This is a genomic window from Affinirhizobium lemnae, from assembly GCF_022968395.1.
In the GTDB taxonomy this organism is placed as follows: domain Bacteria; phylum Pseudomonadota; class Alphaproteobacteria; order Rhizobiales; family Rhizobiaceae; genus Neorhizobium; species Neorhizobium lemnae.
Genome location: NZ_JALJQZ010000032.1, coordinates 1 through 15,466, shown reverse-complemented (window position 1 = coordinate 15,466; position 15,466 = coordinate 1). Strand labels below are relative to the sequence as shown.

Annotated in this window: 17 protein-coding genes and 1 riboswitch; of the genes, 11 read left to right on the top strand and 6 right to left on the bottom strand. The window is 56.5% G+C overall.

The features are described 5' to 3' along the window. Window positions 1-24 precede the first annotated feature (24 nt). The 6 genes from MUU53_RS17090 to sugE all read left to right on the top strand — a co-directional run bounded on the left by MUU53_RS17090 (window position 25) and on the right by sugE (window position 4,035). On the top strand, window positions 25-1,152 hold the full coding sequence (locus MUU53_RS17090) for an S-(hydroxymethyl)glutathione dehydrogenase/class III alcohol dehydrogenase (protein ID WP_247261982.1): 1,128 nt from the start codon (window positions 25-27) through the stop codon (window positions 1,150-1,152). Continuing rightward, a complete protein-coding gene (locus MUU53_RS17085; RefSeq protein WP_377307211.1) occupies window positions 1,152-1,610 on the top strand; it encodes a GNAT family N-acetyltransferase in 459 nt (152 codons plus the stop codon). The genes MUU53_RS17090 and MUU53_RS17085 overlap by 1 nt, the downstream gene beginning before the upstream one ends. Next, window positions 1,607-2,065, top strand: coding sequence for a YaiI/YqxD family protein (locus MUU53_RS17080; protein ID WP_247261980.1), 459 nt, complete (start codon window positions 1,607-1,609; stop codon window positions 2,063-2,065). The genes MUU53_RS17085 and MUU53_RS17080 overlap by 4 nt, the downstream gene beginning before the upstream one ends. Then, complete coding sequence (locus MUU53_RS17075; RefSeq protein ID WP_247261979.1) at window positions 2,062-2,736, top strand: DUF1345 domain-containing protein; 675 nt, start codon at window positions 2,062-2,064, stop codon at window positions 2,734-2,736. Before MUU53_RS17080 ends, MUU53_RS17075 begins: the two co-directional genes overlap by 4 nt. Window positions 2,737-2,757: 21 nt before the next feature. Beyond that, a complete protein-coding gene (gene fghA, locus MUU53_RS17070; protein WP_247261978.1) occupies window positions 2,758-3,591 on the top strand; it encodes an S-formylglutathione hydrolase in 834 nt (277 codons plus the stop codon). A gap of 129 nt (window positions 3,592-3,720) precedes the next feature. Beyond that, entirely contained in the window at window positions 3,721-4,035 is a 315-nt protein-coding gene (gene sugE / locus MUU53_RS17065; RefSeq protein WP_247261977.1) for a quaternary ammonium compound efflux SMR transporter SugE, read from the top strand. Between the two features lie 76 nt (window positions 4,036-4,111). Here sugE and MUU53_RS17060 read toward each other — a convergent pair whose 3' ends face one another. The 6 genes from MUU53_RS17060 to crcB all read right to left on the bottom strand — a co-directional run bounded on the left by MUU53_RS17060 (window position 4,112) and on the right by crcB (window position 9,013). Beyond that, window positions 4,112-5,431: an alpha/beta hydrolase family protein gene (locus MUU53_RS17060; protein WP_247261976.1), complete on the bottom strand. Its 1,320-nt coding sequence runs from the start codon at window positions 5,429-5,431 to the stop codon at window positions 4,112-4,114. Between the two features lie 107 nt (window positions 5,432-5,538). Continuing rightward, window positions 5,539-6,036: a hypothetical protein gene (locus MUU53_RS17055; protein WP_247261975.1), complete on the bottom strand. Its 498-nt coding sequence runs from the start codon at window positions 6,034-6,036 to the stop codon at window positions 5,539-5,541. Window positions 6,037-6,101: 65 nt separating this feature from the next. Beyond that, window positions 6,102-6,884, bottom strand: a complete 783-nt coding sequence (locus tag MUU53_RS17050; RefSeq protein ID WP_247261974.1) for an ATP12 family chaperone protein — start codon at window positions 6,882-6,884, stop codon at window positions 6,102-6,104. A 12-nt stretch (window positions 6,885-6,896) separates the two neighbouring features. Further along, a complete protein-coding gene (locus MUU53_RS17045) occupies window positions 6,897-7,550 on the bottom strand; it encodes an HAD-IA family hydrolase (protein WP_247262005.1) in 654 nt (217 codons plus the stop codon). Between the two features lies 1 nt (window position 7,551). Further along, on the bottom strand, window positions 7,552-8,547 hold the full coding sequence (locus MUU53_RS17040; protein ID WP_247261973.1) for an RluA family pseudouridine synthase: 996 nt from the start codon (window positions 8,545-8,547) through the stop codon (window positions 7,552-7,554). Between the two features lie 88 nt (window positions 8,548-8,635). Next, window positions 8,636-9,013 (bottom strand): fluoride efflux transporter CrcB, encoded by a 378-nt coding sequence (gene crcB, locus MUU53_RS17035; RefSeq protein WP_247261972.1) that lies wholly within the window; start codon window positions 9,011-9,013, stop codon window positions 8,636-8,638. Window positions 9,014-9,116: 103 nt separating this feature from the next. On the opposite strand from crcB, the gene MUU53_RS17030 reads away from it, so the two are divergent. The 5 genes from MUU53_RS17030 (at window position 9,117) to MUU53_RS17010 (ending at window position 15,384) form a co-directional block, all read left to right on the top strand. Next, window positions 9,117-9,389 (top strand): hypothetical protein, encoded by a 273-nt coding sequence (locus tag MUU53_RS17030; protein WP_247261971.1) that lies wholly within the window; start codon window positions 9,117-9,119, stop codon window positions 9,387-9,389. 813 nt (window positions 9,390-10,202) lie between these two features. Continuing rightward, a riboswitch (glycine riboswitch) is annotated at window positions 10,203-10,290 on the top strand. A gap of 154 nt (window positions 10,291-10,444) precedes the next feature. After that, window positions 10,445-11,581: a glycine cleavage system aminomethyltransferase GcvT gene (gene gcvT, locus MUU53_RS17025; protein WP_449314324.1), complete on the top strand. Its 1,137-nt coding sequence runs from the start codon at window positions 10,445-10,447 to the stop codon at window positions 11,579-11,581. Window positions 11,582-11,600: 19 nt separating this feature from the next. Further along, window positions 11,601-11,963 (top strand): glycine cleavage system protein GcvH, encoded by a 363-nt coding sequence (gene gcvH / locus MUU53_RS17020; RefSeq protein WP_137133961.1) that lies wholly within the window; start codon window positions 11,601-11,603, stop codon window positions 11,961-11,963. Beyond that, window positions 11,963-14,827 (top strand): aminomethyl-transferring glycine dehydrogenase, encoded by a 2,865-nt coding sequence (gene gcvP / locus MUU53_RS17015; RefSeq protein WP_247261970.1) that lies wholly within the window; start codon window positions 11,963-11,965, stop codon window positions 14,825-14,827. Before gcvH ends, gcvP begins: the two co-directional genes overlap by 1 nt. A 125-nt stretch (window positions 14,828-14,952) precedes the next feature. Further along, entirely contained in the window at window positions 14,953-15,384 is a 432-nt protein-coding gene (locus tag MUU53_RS17010) for a plastocyanin/azurin family copper-binding protein (protein WP_247261969.1), read from the top strand. Window positions 15,385-15,466 lie beyond the last annotated feature (82 nt).

Below are 15,466 nucleotides of genomic sequence, written 5' to 3'. Positions count from 1 at the left end.
ATCGGGAATGTAGGGAGATCTAAGATGGACGTTCGCGCCGCAGTCGCCGTTCAGGCAGGCAAGCCATTGGAAGTTATGACCGTTCAGCTTGAAGGCCCGCGGGCGGGAGAGGTTCTGATCGAAGTCAAGGCAACAGGAATCTGCCACACGGATGATTTCACGCTGTCGGGTGCCGATCCCGAAGGTCTCTTCCCGGCAATCCTCGGCCATGAGGGCGCTGGCATTGTTGTCGACGTCGGACCGGGCGTAACGTCGGTGAAGAAGGGCGACCATGTCATTCCGCTTTACACGCCGGAATGCCGCGAATGCTATTCCTGTCTTTCTCGCAAGACGAACCTCTGCACGGCGATCCGCTCCACGCAGGGGCAAGGCCTCATGCCGGATGGCACAAGCCGCTTCTCCATCGGCAGGGACAAGATCCATCACTACATGGGTTGCTCCACCTTTGCGAATTTCACGGTCCTGCCCGAAATCGCTGTCGCCAAGGTCAACTCAGACGCTCCCTTCGACAAGATCTGCTACATCGGCTGCGGCGTCACGACAGGCATCGGCGCTGTCATCAACACAGCCAAGGTGGAGATCGGATCGACAGCGATCGTTTTCGGCCTTGGCGGTATCGGCCTGAACGTCCTGCAGGGGCTGCGTCTGGCCGGCGCGGACATGATCATCGGCGTTGACATCAACCCGGACCGCAAGGCCTGGGGCGAGAAATTCGGCATGACGCATTTCGTCAATCCGAAGGAAGTCGGCGATGATATCGTGCCCTACCTCGTCAGCATGACGAAGCGGAACGGCGATTTGATCGGCGGCGCAGACTATACTTTCGACTGCACCGGCAACACAAAGGTCATGCGTCAGGCACTGGAATCCTCTCATCGCGGCTGGGGCAAGTCCATCATCATCGGCGTGGCGGGAGCGGGTCAGGAGATCTCGACGCGCCCCTTCCAGCTTGTGACCGGACGGAACTGGATGGGCACGGCCTTTGGCGGTGCACGCGGACGAACCGATGTTCCAAAGATCGTTGACTGGTACATGGACGGAAAGATCCAGATCGACCCGATGATCACCCACACCATGCCGCTCGAGGATATCAACCAGGGCTTCGAGTTGATGCACAAGGGCGAAAGCATTCGCGGCGTGGTGGTTTATTGATCAGCCACCCCTCCTGCACAGTGGACGTGCGGAGCCTTGATGAATTCTCCGCACGCGAACTTTATGCTCTGTTGAAACTGCGCGTCGACGTTTTCGTCGTCGAGCAGGCATGCGCCTATGAAGAGCTGGATGGCAAGGACGACGCATCATTGCATCTACGCATGATGGACGGCAGTGACCTGGTGGCAGCTGCGCGAATTCTCCCGCCGGTGGACGGGAAGAACCCGCGGATCGGCCGGGTCGTGGTCTCCCCGCATCATCGCGGCAAACGCTTGGGCGAGGCTGTGATGAGGGAGGCGTTAGCGGTCTGCGCCGATCGTTTCCCCGGTATCGACGTGGAGATTTCTGCACAAAGCCATCTCCAGCGCTTCTACGGCCCCCTTGGTTTCGTGGCGATCTCGGAAGAATATGTTGAGGATGGTATTCCCCACGTCGATATGGTGAGGTCTTCATCATGATCTATGTCGATGCTGATGCCTGTCCCGTAAAGCCCGAGATCCTGAAGGTTGCAGAACGCTTCGGGATGGAGGTCACGTTCGTCGCAAATTCCGGGCTTAGACCCTCTCGTGACCCGATGATCAAGAATGTCATTGTCTCGGGTAAATTCGATGCTGCGGACGACTGGATCGCAGAACGGGCCGGAACCGGCGACGTCGTGGTGACTGCAGATGTGCCGCTGGCTGTTCGCTGCGTCGCCAACGGCGCGCAGGTCACGGGGCCGACGGGCCGGATTTTCGATGAGACAAATATCGGCATGGCGAGCGCCATGCGGGACCTCGGCGCGCATTTGCGGGAGACCGGGGAAAGCAAAGGCTATAACGCGGCCTTCACCCAAAAGGATCGCTCCGCGTTTCTCTCCGCCTTGGATGTTCTCTGCCGCCGGGCAATGCGCGCGGATGGATCTGCAGGATGACAAGCGGGACACAGAGAGCGAGGCTGAAATGGCGTAGCCGCCGCTACAGCCCGTTTTACGGTGCGGGATTGGTAGGTCTTGCTGCCGTGCCGTTGTTCGCTTACTTCGCCCCGAATCTCCTCATCGAAGGTGCGGCGGTCACGTTTTTCCTGATCTATCTGGGCATTATGGGCCGTCGAATTCCGCGCCTCACCGTAGAGCGCTACAAAAACAGCCGGGAGCGCGATGATGCGCCCGCCTACGCCATCATTCTCGTTACGATTCTGGCTGTCGTCGCGGCAATCGGGGCACTCTTCAACGCGCTCAATCGGGGTTCGCATGTCAGTGTTTTCGAGATTGCCCTTGCCTTCCTGTCCGTCATCGGTGGCTGGCTGACGCTTCACACAATGTTTGCGTCGCACTATGCGCATCATTTCTGGCGGCATGTGACAGGACCGGACGGCGTTCGCAGGGTCCAGGGTGGGCTCTCATTTCCCGACACGGAAGAACCGGCGGGTCTGGATTTCCTCTATTTCTCCTTCGTCATTGGCATGACAGCGCAAACATCGGACGTCGCGATCACTACGACTGCGATGCGGCGTATCAATCTCTCACATTCTCTGACAGCCTTCTTCTTCAACACAGTGCTGGTAGCGGCAACAGTCAATGCCGCCGTCGCATTGGCGGGCTGATACCGCGCAAGGACATAAGCAATGAAAGTCATCTCCCAGAATACGGCGTTCGGCGGCATGCAGGGCGTTTTCCAACATCAGTCGGAAGCGTGCAATTGTGAAATGACCTTTGCGGTATTCGTGCCTCCACAGGCCATCACAAAGAAGAGACCGGTTCTCTGGTTCCTGTCCGGCCTGACCTGCACCCATGCCAACGTCATGGAAAAGGGTGAATACCGGCGGCTGGCGGCTGAACTCGGGCTGATCATCGTGTGCCCGGATACCAGCCCAAGAGGAAATGATGTTCCGGACGAACTGACGAATTGGCAGATGGGCAAGGGCGCAGGCTTTTACCTCGATGCAACAGAAATGCCGTGGTCTGAACATTACCGGATGTATACCTACGTCACCGAGGAACTCCCGGCACTAATCGGTGAGCACTTCCGGGCAGACATGACACGTCAGGGCATATTTGGGCACTCCATGGGCGGCCATGGCGCAATGACGATCGCGCTAAAGAACCCTGATCGCTTCAAGAGCTGCTCGGCATTCGCCCCCATCGTGGAGCCATCCACCGCGGATTGGTCTGCACCCGCCCTGGAAAAATATCTCGGCTCGGACAAAGCCAACTGGCGCGCCTATGATGCATGCGCCCTCGTTCAGGATGGTGCCCGCTTCCCGGAATTCCTGATTGATCAGGGTAAGGCTGACAGTTTTCTGGAAAGCGGGCTGCGTCCCTGGCTGTTTGAGGACGCAATTCAGGGCACAGGAATCGGCCTGACCTTGCGTATGCACGAACGCTACGATCACTCCTACTATTTCATTTCGACCTTCATGGATGATCATCTGCGGTGGCACGCCGAGCGGCTTGCATAAAATTCAGCAGGTCTTGAAATACCTCAGGTCGCGCACCAATTCATGCCTTGCGCAGACGACTGAGTATGCTTTTCCTCTCGAAGCATGGTGAACCGGCGGGGACGACCTCGCTCTCAAAAGGAGCGATACATGCCCTGGACATACCTGTTCCTCGCCGGCGTGCTCGAAGTTGGCTGGGCCATCGGCCTCAAATACACTGACGGTTTTACGCGCCCTCTCCCCACAATCCTGACTGTCTTGTCCATGGTTGCAAGCGTAGGCCTGCTCGGGCTTGCCTTGCGCGACCTGCCCCTTGGCACGGCCTATGCTGTCTGGACCGGCATCGGAACAGTTGGTGCCGTAACACTTGGCATGGTTTTGTTTGGTGATCCGGCGACAGTGGCCCGCATCGCCTGCATTGGCCTGATCCTGATCGGCATTGCCGGATTGAAGCTGACCAGCTGACGCAAAAAGAAGCGGAGATCGAACCTGTCGGCCTCCGCTTCGTTGCTCATGCACATATCGGTAACAAGATCGAAAATCAGTCCGGCTTGCGGTGCTCCAGCTTCAATCCCTTCGCCGTTCGGTTCTTGAAACCGGCCCAGTAAGTGTGATCCGGCTTGAAACCACCGCCCTGTTGCGCCGACCAAACACCTTTGTCGGCGTCTTCCACCAGATCCAGATAGCGCGCCTTGTCCTGGTCGCCCTTCAGCTTGAGATTAAACCAGGCCGAAGCGAAATGTTGAGCGATATTGTTCATGCGCACCGTATCCCACACCGGATCGGCGTAGTGATCGAAAGGTGCATATCCCAACGTCTCGCTGACCATCCAGCTTTCGGCGGGCGCAGGCATGGGCGCTGCGGCATTGTGGTTAGCATTGTAGAATGTGAGCAGGTAACGATCTACCGGCATTTTCGCTTCGAAGATCTTGCGGATGCCCTTCTGATAGTCGGAAACGTCATCAACACTACCAGCCATAAAGAACAGCGGAACCTTGATTTCAGCAAGCCCCGCTGCATCCCACATTCCACGCTGCATACCCCAGGGAGCAATGGCGATGATTGCCTTGAACCGCTGATCGAAAAGCTGACGATGTGTCTCCGAGCCAGCCTTATGGATGGCAAGCAAACCGTTCGGCGCGCTCCAATCGGCTGTCACGACGCTGTCGGAAACACCCGCCCCTGCCGTGACGACCGCACCATATGCGCCCATGGAATAACCAATGAGGCCAGTGGTTGCTGTATCGACCAACCCGGAGAGAAAACTGTTGCCAGAAGTCTCCTGTTTCGAAATCTCGTCCAGAACAAATTTCTGATCCAGCGGACGGTTGACCAGCGTGCTGCCGAAGGGCCCGCGGTCAGCATATGTACTGTCGGTATGGTCAATCGATGCAACGACATAACCCTTGCTGGCGAGGTTTTCCGCAAGCGGGCTGAGCAGCATCCTGTTACCCGGATAGCCATGCGAAATGATGATCAGGGCATATTTCCGCTCCGGCTTCAGAGCCTCCGCATCGCGAACCGCCCTGCCCTTCAACGTCACTTCCGTCTTGCCATCACGAAGAAGCGTTCGGTACTCCCCGCCGATCTGGTCGGTCTTTGCCGGATACCAGACTTCAAGCGTCAGTGGTCTATCATATCGCGGCGGTTCCTTGCCCGCTTCCGTCTTGGCGACATTGATCTGACTGGGGTTGGTGAGGTTCAGCGTTCGCACACCAATCGATACGAGGCCGTCGGCCGCCAATTCCGGCGCGTCAGGCCGGATCTGGTCAATCCTGTTCTCCGCACTGTTTTGCGCGACGGCCGCTCCAGGTCCCATCACAGCAACAATGCATGCTCCTGCCAGGAGGTTAAACTTCATCGCTATCTCCTCCAAACGATCCTAAGAAGGAATCATGCTCACATATACGACATCAAAAACGAAGCCGCTTCATTTAGAAAGGCAGTATGTGACAATTGGATGAAATCTCAGAACCTGGGAAACAGGGCTGTGGCAAGGGTGGAGGGGCCGGTTTCCTGCAGACGAAACTCGAACGAGATGCGATCAGCAATGCGCCTAGCCAACGCTAAGTCACCGTGCTCGGCCTGCAAGGCGAACGATGAAACGTTGAAGCCGCCAGTCGCAATAGTTTCGCCATTACCGACGGCTGTTGCGTCGACCGAAACCTTGGCGATAAACCGTCCACCGACGATATATTCCTGTCGTTTCACCTCGAGAATGCGGACGGTCAGAACGGCGCGGGGGAGCAAAGTTGCCCGAAACGTCGCGCGTATGGCTTCATCTACAAGCCGGTCGGTTTCCGTTACAAGTCGCCGGGATACGGTGGGTGGAGCGCTGACAAATGCACCACGGACATCGTAGAGCACAGCCATTTCCGGAGGGCGATCGCCCGGCGCAAGCCGAAAGCTGCTGAAGGTCAGCCACGCCAGCAGAAGCAATAAAACTCGAACGAAAGCACTGTTCATGGACCACCGGAAGAATTTATCCGATGGTCTCAGAACAGGGTTAGGTTTCGGTTAAATTTGTCCGTTCAGGAGCGCAGAGAGCGAAATACCGCAACCGCTGCCTGTAATTCCTGGTAACGCTTGAAGCGCCTTGCCTCAGCCTCCGCATCGACGCCCCAGTGCTCATTGGTCCAATCTTCGTCCAGATGGGCTAGGCCCCACGCCTCATCCATTCCGATGAAACCTCTGGCAAATGCCATAGCCAGCATGGCGGAACCGGTGAGAGATGTGACTGTGTGGAGCGCGGCGAGGTCCAAAGGGGTCGAAAAGGGTCTGAGCGCATCGGCAAAGGCCGCGATAGCGTCATCTGGCTGTTTCTGCGGCATGATGCCTTCGATCAGGATGAAGCGTGCGCCAACCTCGCTGGCCAGCCACTCCATGACAGGATCCCATTCTGCAGTCTGGCGAGCGACAAGTTCCTCGGGACCATCGGCCCGATAGCACAGCAGATCGCTGCCGGAGAAGCGAACGATCTCGTCGAACACCGCCTGCATCTCCATTGAGACGCCATCAATCGCGGTGTTGACCAGGCGCGTGACGGGCATGGTGGATGGATCGATAGTCTCGCTCTGCGTATCCCACTCGGATTGGAGCAAGGCGGCCAATGCCTCAGTCGGAACTTTCAAATGGTTCTTTGCTGGTGTCTTGATCGCTTTCCCGTCGAGCAGGAGGGCAAACTCTTTACCGTCCGGGCTCACGGATACCTCTTTATAGAAGCGCTTAGGAAGCGGCTTCTGCATTTGTATCTGCGCACGACGGGTCGGATCTGGATGGCTAAGACCATCTGGAAGATCAAAGAGTTCTCTCATTTTCGGGCTTCCTCAGCCAATCAGTCTCAAAAGGTCGTCTGGTGTCCGGGCAATCGCGTCCGCACCGGCGGAAAGCAAATCTGCAACCGGGGCATAGCCCCAGGCAACGCCGATTGCCGTGGCGCCAGCCGCTTTCGCCATCTGCATATCGTAGATGGCATCGCCGATAACAAGTGTACGAGATGGTGGGATCCCGCTTTCATCGCAGCATTCGGTGACCATTGCCGGATGCGGCTTTGATGGACAATCGTCCGCTGTCCGGCTCACCGTGAACAGTTTGCCGAATTGATGCGTCTCCACGATCATGTTCAAGCCACGGCGCGATTTGCCCGTTACCGCGCCGACAAGCAAATCGTCGCGAGCCTCAAGCAAGGTCAGAACCTCCCGGATCCCGTCGAAAAGCGGCTCTTCGAACCCGAGTTCGGAACGCGTCTGAAGGAAGATAGATTTGTAATAGGCCATCATGGTGACGGCTTCTTCATCGGCATGTACCTTGCCTTGCAGCCGCGCGATTGCGATATCGAGCGTTAATCCGATGATAGACTTCGTTTGCTCCAGCGTTGGCGCCGCATACTGAAAATGGGTGAAGGTTCGAACCATCACCTCGTGGATCAGCTTCGCGCTATCGACAAGCGTTCCGTCGCAATCGAAAAGAACGAGGCGCAGATCACTCATCGTCATCGATAACACCGTCAGCCTGATCGAAACCAAGCAGGTTCCAGCTCTGAATCATGTGGGGCGGCAATGGCGCCGTTACACGCAGGCGCCCGCCCGAAGGATGCGGAATGTCGATGTGGCGCGCGTGGAGATGCAGACGCTTCTGCACACCACCCGGGAAATCCCAGTTCGGGTCGTCCTCGAAATACTTCGGGTCGCCAATGATAGGGTGGCCGATGTGAAGCGCGTGAACACGCAGCTGGTGCGTACGGCCAGTATAGGGCTCCATCTCGAGCCACGACAGTCTTTGCGCGGCGGTATCGATCACGCGGTAGTAGGAAACAGCGTGATCGGCCCCCTCTTCCCCATGCTTGGCAATACGCATGCGGTCGCCATCGGGCGTCTGCTCCTTGACGAGCCAGGTGGAAATTTTGTCCTCGCGCTTGCGTGGCTGCCCTTTGACCAGCGACCAGTAGGTTTTCTTTGTATCGCGCTCGCGAAAAGCCGCGGTCAGCTTTTGGGCGGCACCGCGCGTACGGGCGATGACCAGAACGCCGGATGTATCCCTGTCGAGGCGGTGGACCAGCCGCGGCTTCTCACCCTTCTGGCTCACCCAGGCATCAAGCATTTTGTCGATATGTCTGGTGACACCGGAACCGCCCTGCACGGCCAGACCGGCAGGCTTGTTGAGCACGAACACCTTGTCGTCCTCGTGCAGCAGCATCCGCGCGAGCAACTGCGCATCGTCGCCGTGCCTGAGATCCTTGCCAGCGATCGGGCCACTCTTGATCTTGGGATCGACATCCATGGGCGGCACGCGCACCATCTGTCCCGGCTGAACGCGAGTGTCGGATTTAACCCGGCCACCATCTACACGGATCTGTCCTGATCGCAACAGCTTTTGAAGCGCTCCGAAGCCGAGACCCGGATAGTGGATCTTGAACCATCTATCGAGACGCATACCCGCCTCATCCGCGTCAACGCGCATATGCTCGATGCCAGCCATCGAACCTCTTTCCTAAAACCTGTTCATCTAAGTCCAGCCTTTAGATGATTTCGCGTCTGATTGGAAAGGGTCAGTTGGGAAATACAGGTCAGAACACCGCGCGACCGAGAGCAAAACCGGCAAAAGTTGAGACTAGCGAAATGACGACACTGGAAAATACGTAAATCACAGCCGATGACACTGCACCCTTTTCAATCAGCGCAACGGTATCGAGGGAGAACGACGAAAACGTTGTGAAACCGCCGAGAATACCCACAACAAGCAGCAGCCGTATTTCCAAAGATGCATCGAAGCGCCGCGCAACTAACTCCGTCAGCAAACCGATTGCGAACGACCCGACAATGTTGACAGTGATTGTCCCCCAGGGAAAAGCGGAGCCCATCAGCCGCGTCATGAGAATGCCTGTGAGATAGCGACAAACAGAACCAAAGGCGCCGCCTACGGCTACGAGAAATATATTGAGCATTTCCATCCCAGGTAAGTCGATGTCCGAATGGCTACAATTCTAGGGAACAGCTTAAGCTTCCTTGAGTTGGATTAAGATATACTCGTTGAAACGAAAGCTGGATATGGCGATGACACAAGTTCCATCAATTTCTGCCGCAACAGCCGCCTACGTCATGGAGGCAACGAAACCTGCACGACGCGTTGCAACCAAAGACCTTGTAAAAGATGTAAAAAAGGACGCTGAGACGAATGATGCAAAATCCGCTGGCGCAAATCCCCCTGAAAAAGTGATCGTTTTACCACCTGTTCCATTGAAGCTAGACTTGAGTTTAGCCAAGAATAAAGATGCCTCTTGGTCGGTTAGAGATATAAATAGAGCATATAATGATGTATAAATAATATATATCAATTTTTGCATTAACATTATAAATATTATTTGATCGACATTAATTTTTTGTAGAGATTAAATAGGTCGCCTTGATAATAGGCACTGATTAAAAATAAATAAAAGGAAATTAAAATGAGAAAAATTTTTAAATTTACTTCGGCGGCCTTGTGCTTCTTGATAGTTACTACATCCGTCCATACAAGTAGCTTCGCGGCGCAGGCATCAGCCGGAGGCATGAAAGGAAATACGCCGTCAAACACTGGTGACTCAAAAACCCCAAATTCAGGTGGTCAAGGCGGGCTCGTGAGCGTCGGTGGAGGTAGCAAAGGCGGGACGGTGGGCGTCGACCCAACTAGCAAAGGGTCTGGTGGTCAAGGCGGTTTAGTGAGCGCGGGTGGAGGTAGCAAAGGGTCTGGTGGTGGAATGAAACCGAAGTAAGCGTCATTTATCGTTGTTGAAATGGTGATCATGGTTCAATTTGTCTCCAGGTTTTCGCACTGGAGGCAAATTGAATATATTTATTTGTGATCGACTTTCCGAATGCCGCGGGCAACTACCTTCAAAAGGATCCGATTAGGTCGATTGCCGCTGTATAGCGTAGCGTTTACTTCACAGCGATCCTGCGGAGTTTCCTCGCTTGCTTTGTGATCAAGCAGCAACCCAATATTTATGATTGGGATCGGCAACCCTCTGTCTTGGCAGACCTCGGTTTGATCATTTATTCCAGCAAATTTACATCAATAATTTGCGACGCGACAAAATTCGTGTCCATTGCGACATTTGCTACTTGCCAACTGGCTGCCTGCTCTCATAATGACGCCACATCTCGTTGGGAGAAACCGCTTCGATGCGGCGCCGAAGGAGCAACCGCCCCGGAAACTCTCAGGCAAAAGGACCAGCGGGACCTACAGAACTCTGGAGAGAAGCTTTTTCTACGCGAAGGGCTCGCCGAAGGGATAACAATCTCAGGCGCAAAGGACAGAGGGGGCTCTTTGAAAGGCGCTTTTTTGGCGTCAGTAACTGAGCCCGTGCGGCCGAGCCGCACCTGATCTGGAGGCTTTCTTGACCGATAGCGGCCCACTGTCCACCACCCCACTCCACACACTTCACATCTCGCTCGGCGCACGCATGGTGCCGTTTGCGGGGTATGATATGCCGGTTCAATATCCGGCAGGCGTTTTGAAAGAACACCTTCATACTCGTGCAAAAGCTGGACTCTTCGACGTTTCTCACATGGGCCAGGTTTTGGTGAAGGCTGATTCTGGCGTCGTTGCCGACGCAGCCCTCGCGCTCGAAAAACTGGTTCCCGTTGACATTTTGGGTCTGAAGGAAGGTCGCCAGCGCTACGGCTTCTTCACCGATGAGAATGGTGGGGTTCTGGATGATCTGATGATCACCAATCGCGGAGATCATCTGCTTGTCGTGGTCAACGCAGCTTGCAAGGAAGCCGATGTCGCCCACATGAAGGCGCATCTCTCTGGCTGCTCTGTAACACTTCTGGAAGATCGCGCTCTGATCGCGCTCCAGGGGCCGGCCGCAGAAGCGGTGCTCGCCTCGCTTGCTCCCGAAGTTGTCGCCATGAAGTTCATGGACGTACGTGACGTGACATTGGCGGGGGCGGCCTGCATCGTTTCCCGTTCCGGCTATTCGGGTGAAGATGGATACGAAATCTCCGTTCCTTCGGACAAAGCCGAAGAATTGGCCAAGGCATTGCTGGCCCATGAAGATTGCGAAGCCATCGGTCTCGGTGCGCGCGATTCCCTGCGCCTCGAAGCGGGTTTGTGCCTCTACGGCAACGACATCGACACGACCACATCGCCGATCGAGGCTTCACTGGAGTGGGCCATCCAGAAGGCACGTCGGGCTGGCGGCGAACGTGAAGGCGGCTTCCCTGGCGCCGGACGCATTCTGGGTGAGTTGGCGAACAAGACAAGCCGCCGCCGCGTCGGCCTGAAGCCCGAGGGCAAGGCACCGGTGCGCGCCCATGCCAAGCTTTTTGCGGATGCTGAAGGCCAGCGAGAAATCGGCGAAGTGACATCCGGGACCTTCGGTCCGTCTGTCGAAGGACCCGTTGCCATGGGTTACGTGCCGAGCGAACTCGCGGTGCCCGGCAAACAGGTGTTTGCGGAAGTTCGAGGCAAATACCTGCCGCTGACGGTCGCGTCCCTGCCGTTTATTACCCCTACCTACAAACGCTAAAAAACTTCCGGAGAGAACCATGTTGAAATTTACCGCTGAACACGAATGGCTGAAGCTTGACGGCGATGTTGCCACTGTTGGCATCACGCAGCACGCTGCAGACCAGCTCGGTGATCTCGTATTCGTGGAACTGCCGGAAGTCGGCAGCACATTTGCCAAGAACGGCGAAGCCGCCACGGTCGAAAGCGTGAAGGCTGCGTCCGACGTGTATTGTCCACTCGACGGCGAGATTGTCGAGATCAACGAGGCAATCACCTCCGACCCTTCGCTGGTCAATTCCGATCCGCAAGGCGCAGGCTGGTTCTTCAAATTGAAGCTCAGCAATGTTGCCGACGCCAATGATCTGCTGGACGAAGCTGCCTATAAGGAGCTGGTTGGCTAATGTCTGACACCCGCGATTTTCATTTCACCGACTATCAGCCCTATGATTTCGCCAATCGGCGGCACATTGGTCCCTCTCCTTCCGAAATGAAGGAAATGCTGAAGGTTATCGGCTATCCGTCACTCGACGCTCTGATCGACGCAACAGTTCCGTCCTCCATTCGCCAGACCGAGCCGCTAGCATGGGGTGCGGCTCTGACCGAACGTGAGGCGCTGGATCGTCTGCGCGAGACCGCAAACAAGAACCAGCCCCTGACCTCACTTATAGGCCAGGGTTACTATGGCACGATCACGCCCCCGGTCATCCAGCGCAACATTCTGGAAAATCCTGCGTGGTACACGGCTTACACCCCATACCAGCCAGAGATTTCTCAAGGTCGTCTGGAAGCTCTTCTGAACTTCCAGACCATGATCTGCGACCTGACGGGTCTGGATGTCGCCAATTCCTCACTTCTCGATGAAGCAACCGCAGCTGCTGAAGCCATGGCGCTCTGCCAGCGTCAGGCAAAGTCCAAAGCAACGGCCTTCTTCGTGGATGCGGCCTGCCATCCGCAGACGATCGCGTTGATTGAAACCCGCGCGGCGCCGTTGGGCTGGAAGGTAATCGTGGGCAATCCGTTCACTGACCTCGATCCAGTAGATGTGTTCGGTGCGATTTTTCAGTATCCGGGCACGCATGGTCATGCGCATGATTTTTCCGGTCTGATCGCCCGACTGCACCAGACTGGTGCCGTGGCTGCGATGGCCTCGGATCTCCTGGCGCTGACGCTGCTGAAGTCACCCGGTGAAATGGGTGCGGATATCGCAATCGGTTCGTCCCAGCGCTTCGGCGTTCCCATGGGTTATGGTGGTCCGCACGCAGCCTTCATGGCTGTGAAGGATGCGCACAAGCGCTCCATGCCGGGTCGTCTCGTTGGCGTCTCAGTCGATGCGCGCGGCAATCGGGCCTATCGTCTGTCGCTGCAAACGCGCGAGCAGCATATCCGCCGCGAAAAAGCGACGTCGAACATCTGCACCGCGCAGGTGCTTCTCGCTGTCATGGCGTCCATGTACGGCGTATTCCACGGACCCGAAGGTCTGAAGGCCATCGCCCAGCAGGTTCACAGAAAAGCTGTGCTGATGGCCAAGGGCCTGGAAAAGCTCGGCTATACGTTAGAGCCTGACGCGTTCTTCGATACGATCACCGTCGAGGTCGGCCATATGCAGGGCCTCATCCTGCGCGCAGCCGTTGCCGAAGGCGTCAACCTTCGCAAGGTCGGCACGACCAAGATCGGCATGTCACTGGATGAGCGCACGCGTCCGGCAACGCTGGAAGCGGTCTGGCGCGCCTTTGGCGGCAATTTCGCTGTCTCGGATTTCGAAGCAGATTACCGTCTGCCAAAGGATCTGCTGCGGACATCGGCCTATATGACGCATCCGATTTTCCACATGAACCGTGCTGAAAGCGAAATGACGCGCTACATCCGCCGTCTTTCAGATCGCGATCTGGCGCTCGATCGTGCAATGATCCCGCTCGGCTCGTGCACGATGAAGCTGAATGCCACGGCCGAAATGCTGCCGATCACCTGGCCGGAATTCTGCGACATGCATCCTTTCGCCCCGGTCGAACAGGCCGCTGGCTATAAGGAAATGATCGAGGATCTATCCGCCAAGCTTTGCCAGATCACCGGCTACGACGCTTTCTCCATGCAGCCGAACTCCGGTGCGCAGGGTGAATATGCTGGCCTGCTGACAATCCGCAATTACCACATCGCCCGCGGTGACACGCATCGTGATGTCTGCCTGATCCCGACCTCGGCGCACGGAACGAACCCGGCCTCCGCGCAGATGGTGGGCATGAAGGTGGTGCCGGTAAAGGCGAAGGAAAACGGTGACGTCGATCTCGATGATTTCCGGGCCAAAGCTGAACAATACGCGTCCAGCCTTTCCGCCTGCATGATCACCTACCCTTCGACCCATGGCGTGTTCGAGGAAACGGTTCGGGAAATCTGCGAGATTACCCATCAGCATGGCGGCCAGGTCTATCTCGATGGCGCGAACATGAATGCTATGGTCGGCCTCTCCCGCCCAGGCGATATCGGCTCCGACGTATCGCACCTCAACCTGCACAAGACCTTCTGCATTCCGCATGGCGGCGGCGGACCGGGCATGGGACCGATTGGCGTCAAATCGCATCTGGCACCCTATCTTCCGGGACACCCGGAATGGGACGGACGCGAAGGTGCGGTCTCGGCTGCACCATTCGGATCTCCGTCCATTCTGCCGATCAGCTGGTCTTACTGCCTGATGATGGGCGGCGAAGGCCTGACGCAGGCGACGAAGGTGGCAATCCTGAATGCCAACTATATCGCTTCCCGTCTCGCCGGTAGCTACGATGTGCTCTACAAGTCAGCCTCCGGCCGGGTTGCGCATGAATGCATCATCGACACACGCCCGTTAAGCGCTTCAGCCGGTGTCACTGTCGACGACATCGCGAAGCGCCTCGTCGATTGCGGCTTCCATGCACCGACCATGAGCTGGCCGGTTGCCGGAACCCTGATGATCGAGCCGACCGAGTCGGAAACAAAGGCGGAGATCGATCGCTTCTGCGATGCGATGCTGGCGATCCGCGAGGAAGCGCGCCAGATCGAAGAGGGCAAGATGGATCGGGAAAACAACCCGCTCAAGAATGCACCGCATACGGTCGAGGATCTGGTCGGCGAGTGGAACCGCCCTTACTCGCGCGAGCAGGCCTGCTTCCCTCCGGGTTCTTTCCGCGTGGACAAGTACTGGTCTCCCGTCAACCGTATCGACAACGTCTACGGTGACCGTAACCTCGTCTGCACCTGCCCTCCCATGGAGGAATATGCGGAGGCTGCGGAGTAACTAAAACATCCACTCCCGGTTCTCGGACCGGGAGCGGAATGCCAATACCAGCATACCGATCTTCAGCAAGCCGTCAGTATTGGTTGCTAGCCATTCTCCGGGGCAATACCGAACGGAGAATTTCAATGTCCAGACTTACAACACTATCGCTTCTGGTTGCTGGCGGCCTGCTGGCATCGGCACCCGCATTCGCAGCCGGTTCGACTGTCATGGTGATGACCAATGGCGAAGGCGGTCAACCGATGACATTGTCTCTTGATAAAGCCAGCGTCCCGGCGGGTGACGTGACGTTCAAGGTTCACAATAGCGCCATGACGGAAGAGCATGAAATGGTGCTCGTCAAGCTGAAGAGTGCCAATGACCAAATTCCCTATAATGCGGCGAAACATAGGGTCGATGAATCAAAGATGAAAAGCCTCGGTGAAGTTTCCGATCTGAAGCCCGGCAAGGATGGTCAGCTCAAGGTCAAACTCGCTGCGGGCAATTATCTCCTGCTCTGCAATATCAAAGGCCATTTCGAAGCAGGCATGAAGGCGAATTTTACCGTGACGCCCTGATGTTAGCCCTAGGTCGTGGTGATGATTTAAGGATTGGGATTCCCAAAAGAGCGCAAATCGGATTCAAAGCTGATTTTGGAGA

Coding starts and splice junctions, on each gene's coding strand:
- MUU53_RS17090 (WP_247261982.1), top strand. CDS start 25: ATGGACGTTCGCGCCGCAGTCGCCGTTCAGGCAGGCAAGCCATTGGAA.
- MUU53_RS17080 (WP_247261980.1), top strand. CDS start 1,607: ATGATCTATGTCGATGCTGATGCCTGTCCCGTAAAGCCCGAGATCCTG.
- MUU53_RS17075 (WP_247261979.1), top strand. CDS start 2,062: ATGACAAGCGGGACACAGAGAGCGAGGCTGAAATGGCGTAGCCGCCGC.
- fghA (WP_247261978.1), top strand. CDS start 2,758: ATGAAAGTCATCTCCCAGAATACGGCGTTCGGCGGCATGCAGGGCGTT.
- sugE (WP_247261977.1), top strand. CDS start 3,721: ATGCCCTGGACATACCTGTTCCTCGCCGGCGTGCTCGAAGTTGGCTGG.
- MUU53_RS17060 (WP_247261976.1), bottom strand. CDS start 5,431: ATGAAGTTTAACCTCCTGGCAGGAGCATGCATTGTTGCTGTGATGGGA.
- MUU53_RS17055 (WP_247261975.1), bottom strand. CDS start 6,036: ATGAACAGTGCTTTCGTTCGAGTTTTATTGCTTCTGCTGGCGTGGCTG.
- MUU53_RS17050 (WP_247261974.1), bottom strand. CDS start 6,884: ATGAGAGAACTCTTTGATCTTCCAGATGGTCTTAGCCATCCAGATCCG.
- MUU53_RS17040 (WP_247261973.1), bottom strand. CDS start 8,547: ATGGCTGGCATCGAGCATATGCGCGTTGACGCGGATGAGGCGGGTATG.
- crcB (WP_247261972.1), bottom strand. CDS start 9,013: ATGCTCAATATATTTCTCGTAGCCGTAGGCGGCGCCTTTGGTTCTGTT.
- MUU53_RS17030 (WP_247261971.1), top strand. CDS start 9,117: ATGGCGATGACACAAGTTCCATCAATTTCTGCCGCAACAGCCGCCTAC.
- gcvH (WP_137133961.1), top strand. CDS start 11,601: ATGTTGAAATTTACCGCTGAACACGAATGGCTGAAGCTTGACGGCGAT.
- gcvP (WP_247261970.1), top strand. CDS start 11,963: ATGTCTGACACCCGCGATTTTCATTTCACCGACTATCAGCCCTATGAT.
- MUU53_RS17010 (WP_247261969.1), top strand. CDS start 14,953: ATGTCCAGACTTACAACACTATCGCTTCTGGTTGCTGGCGGCCTGCTG.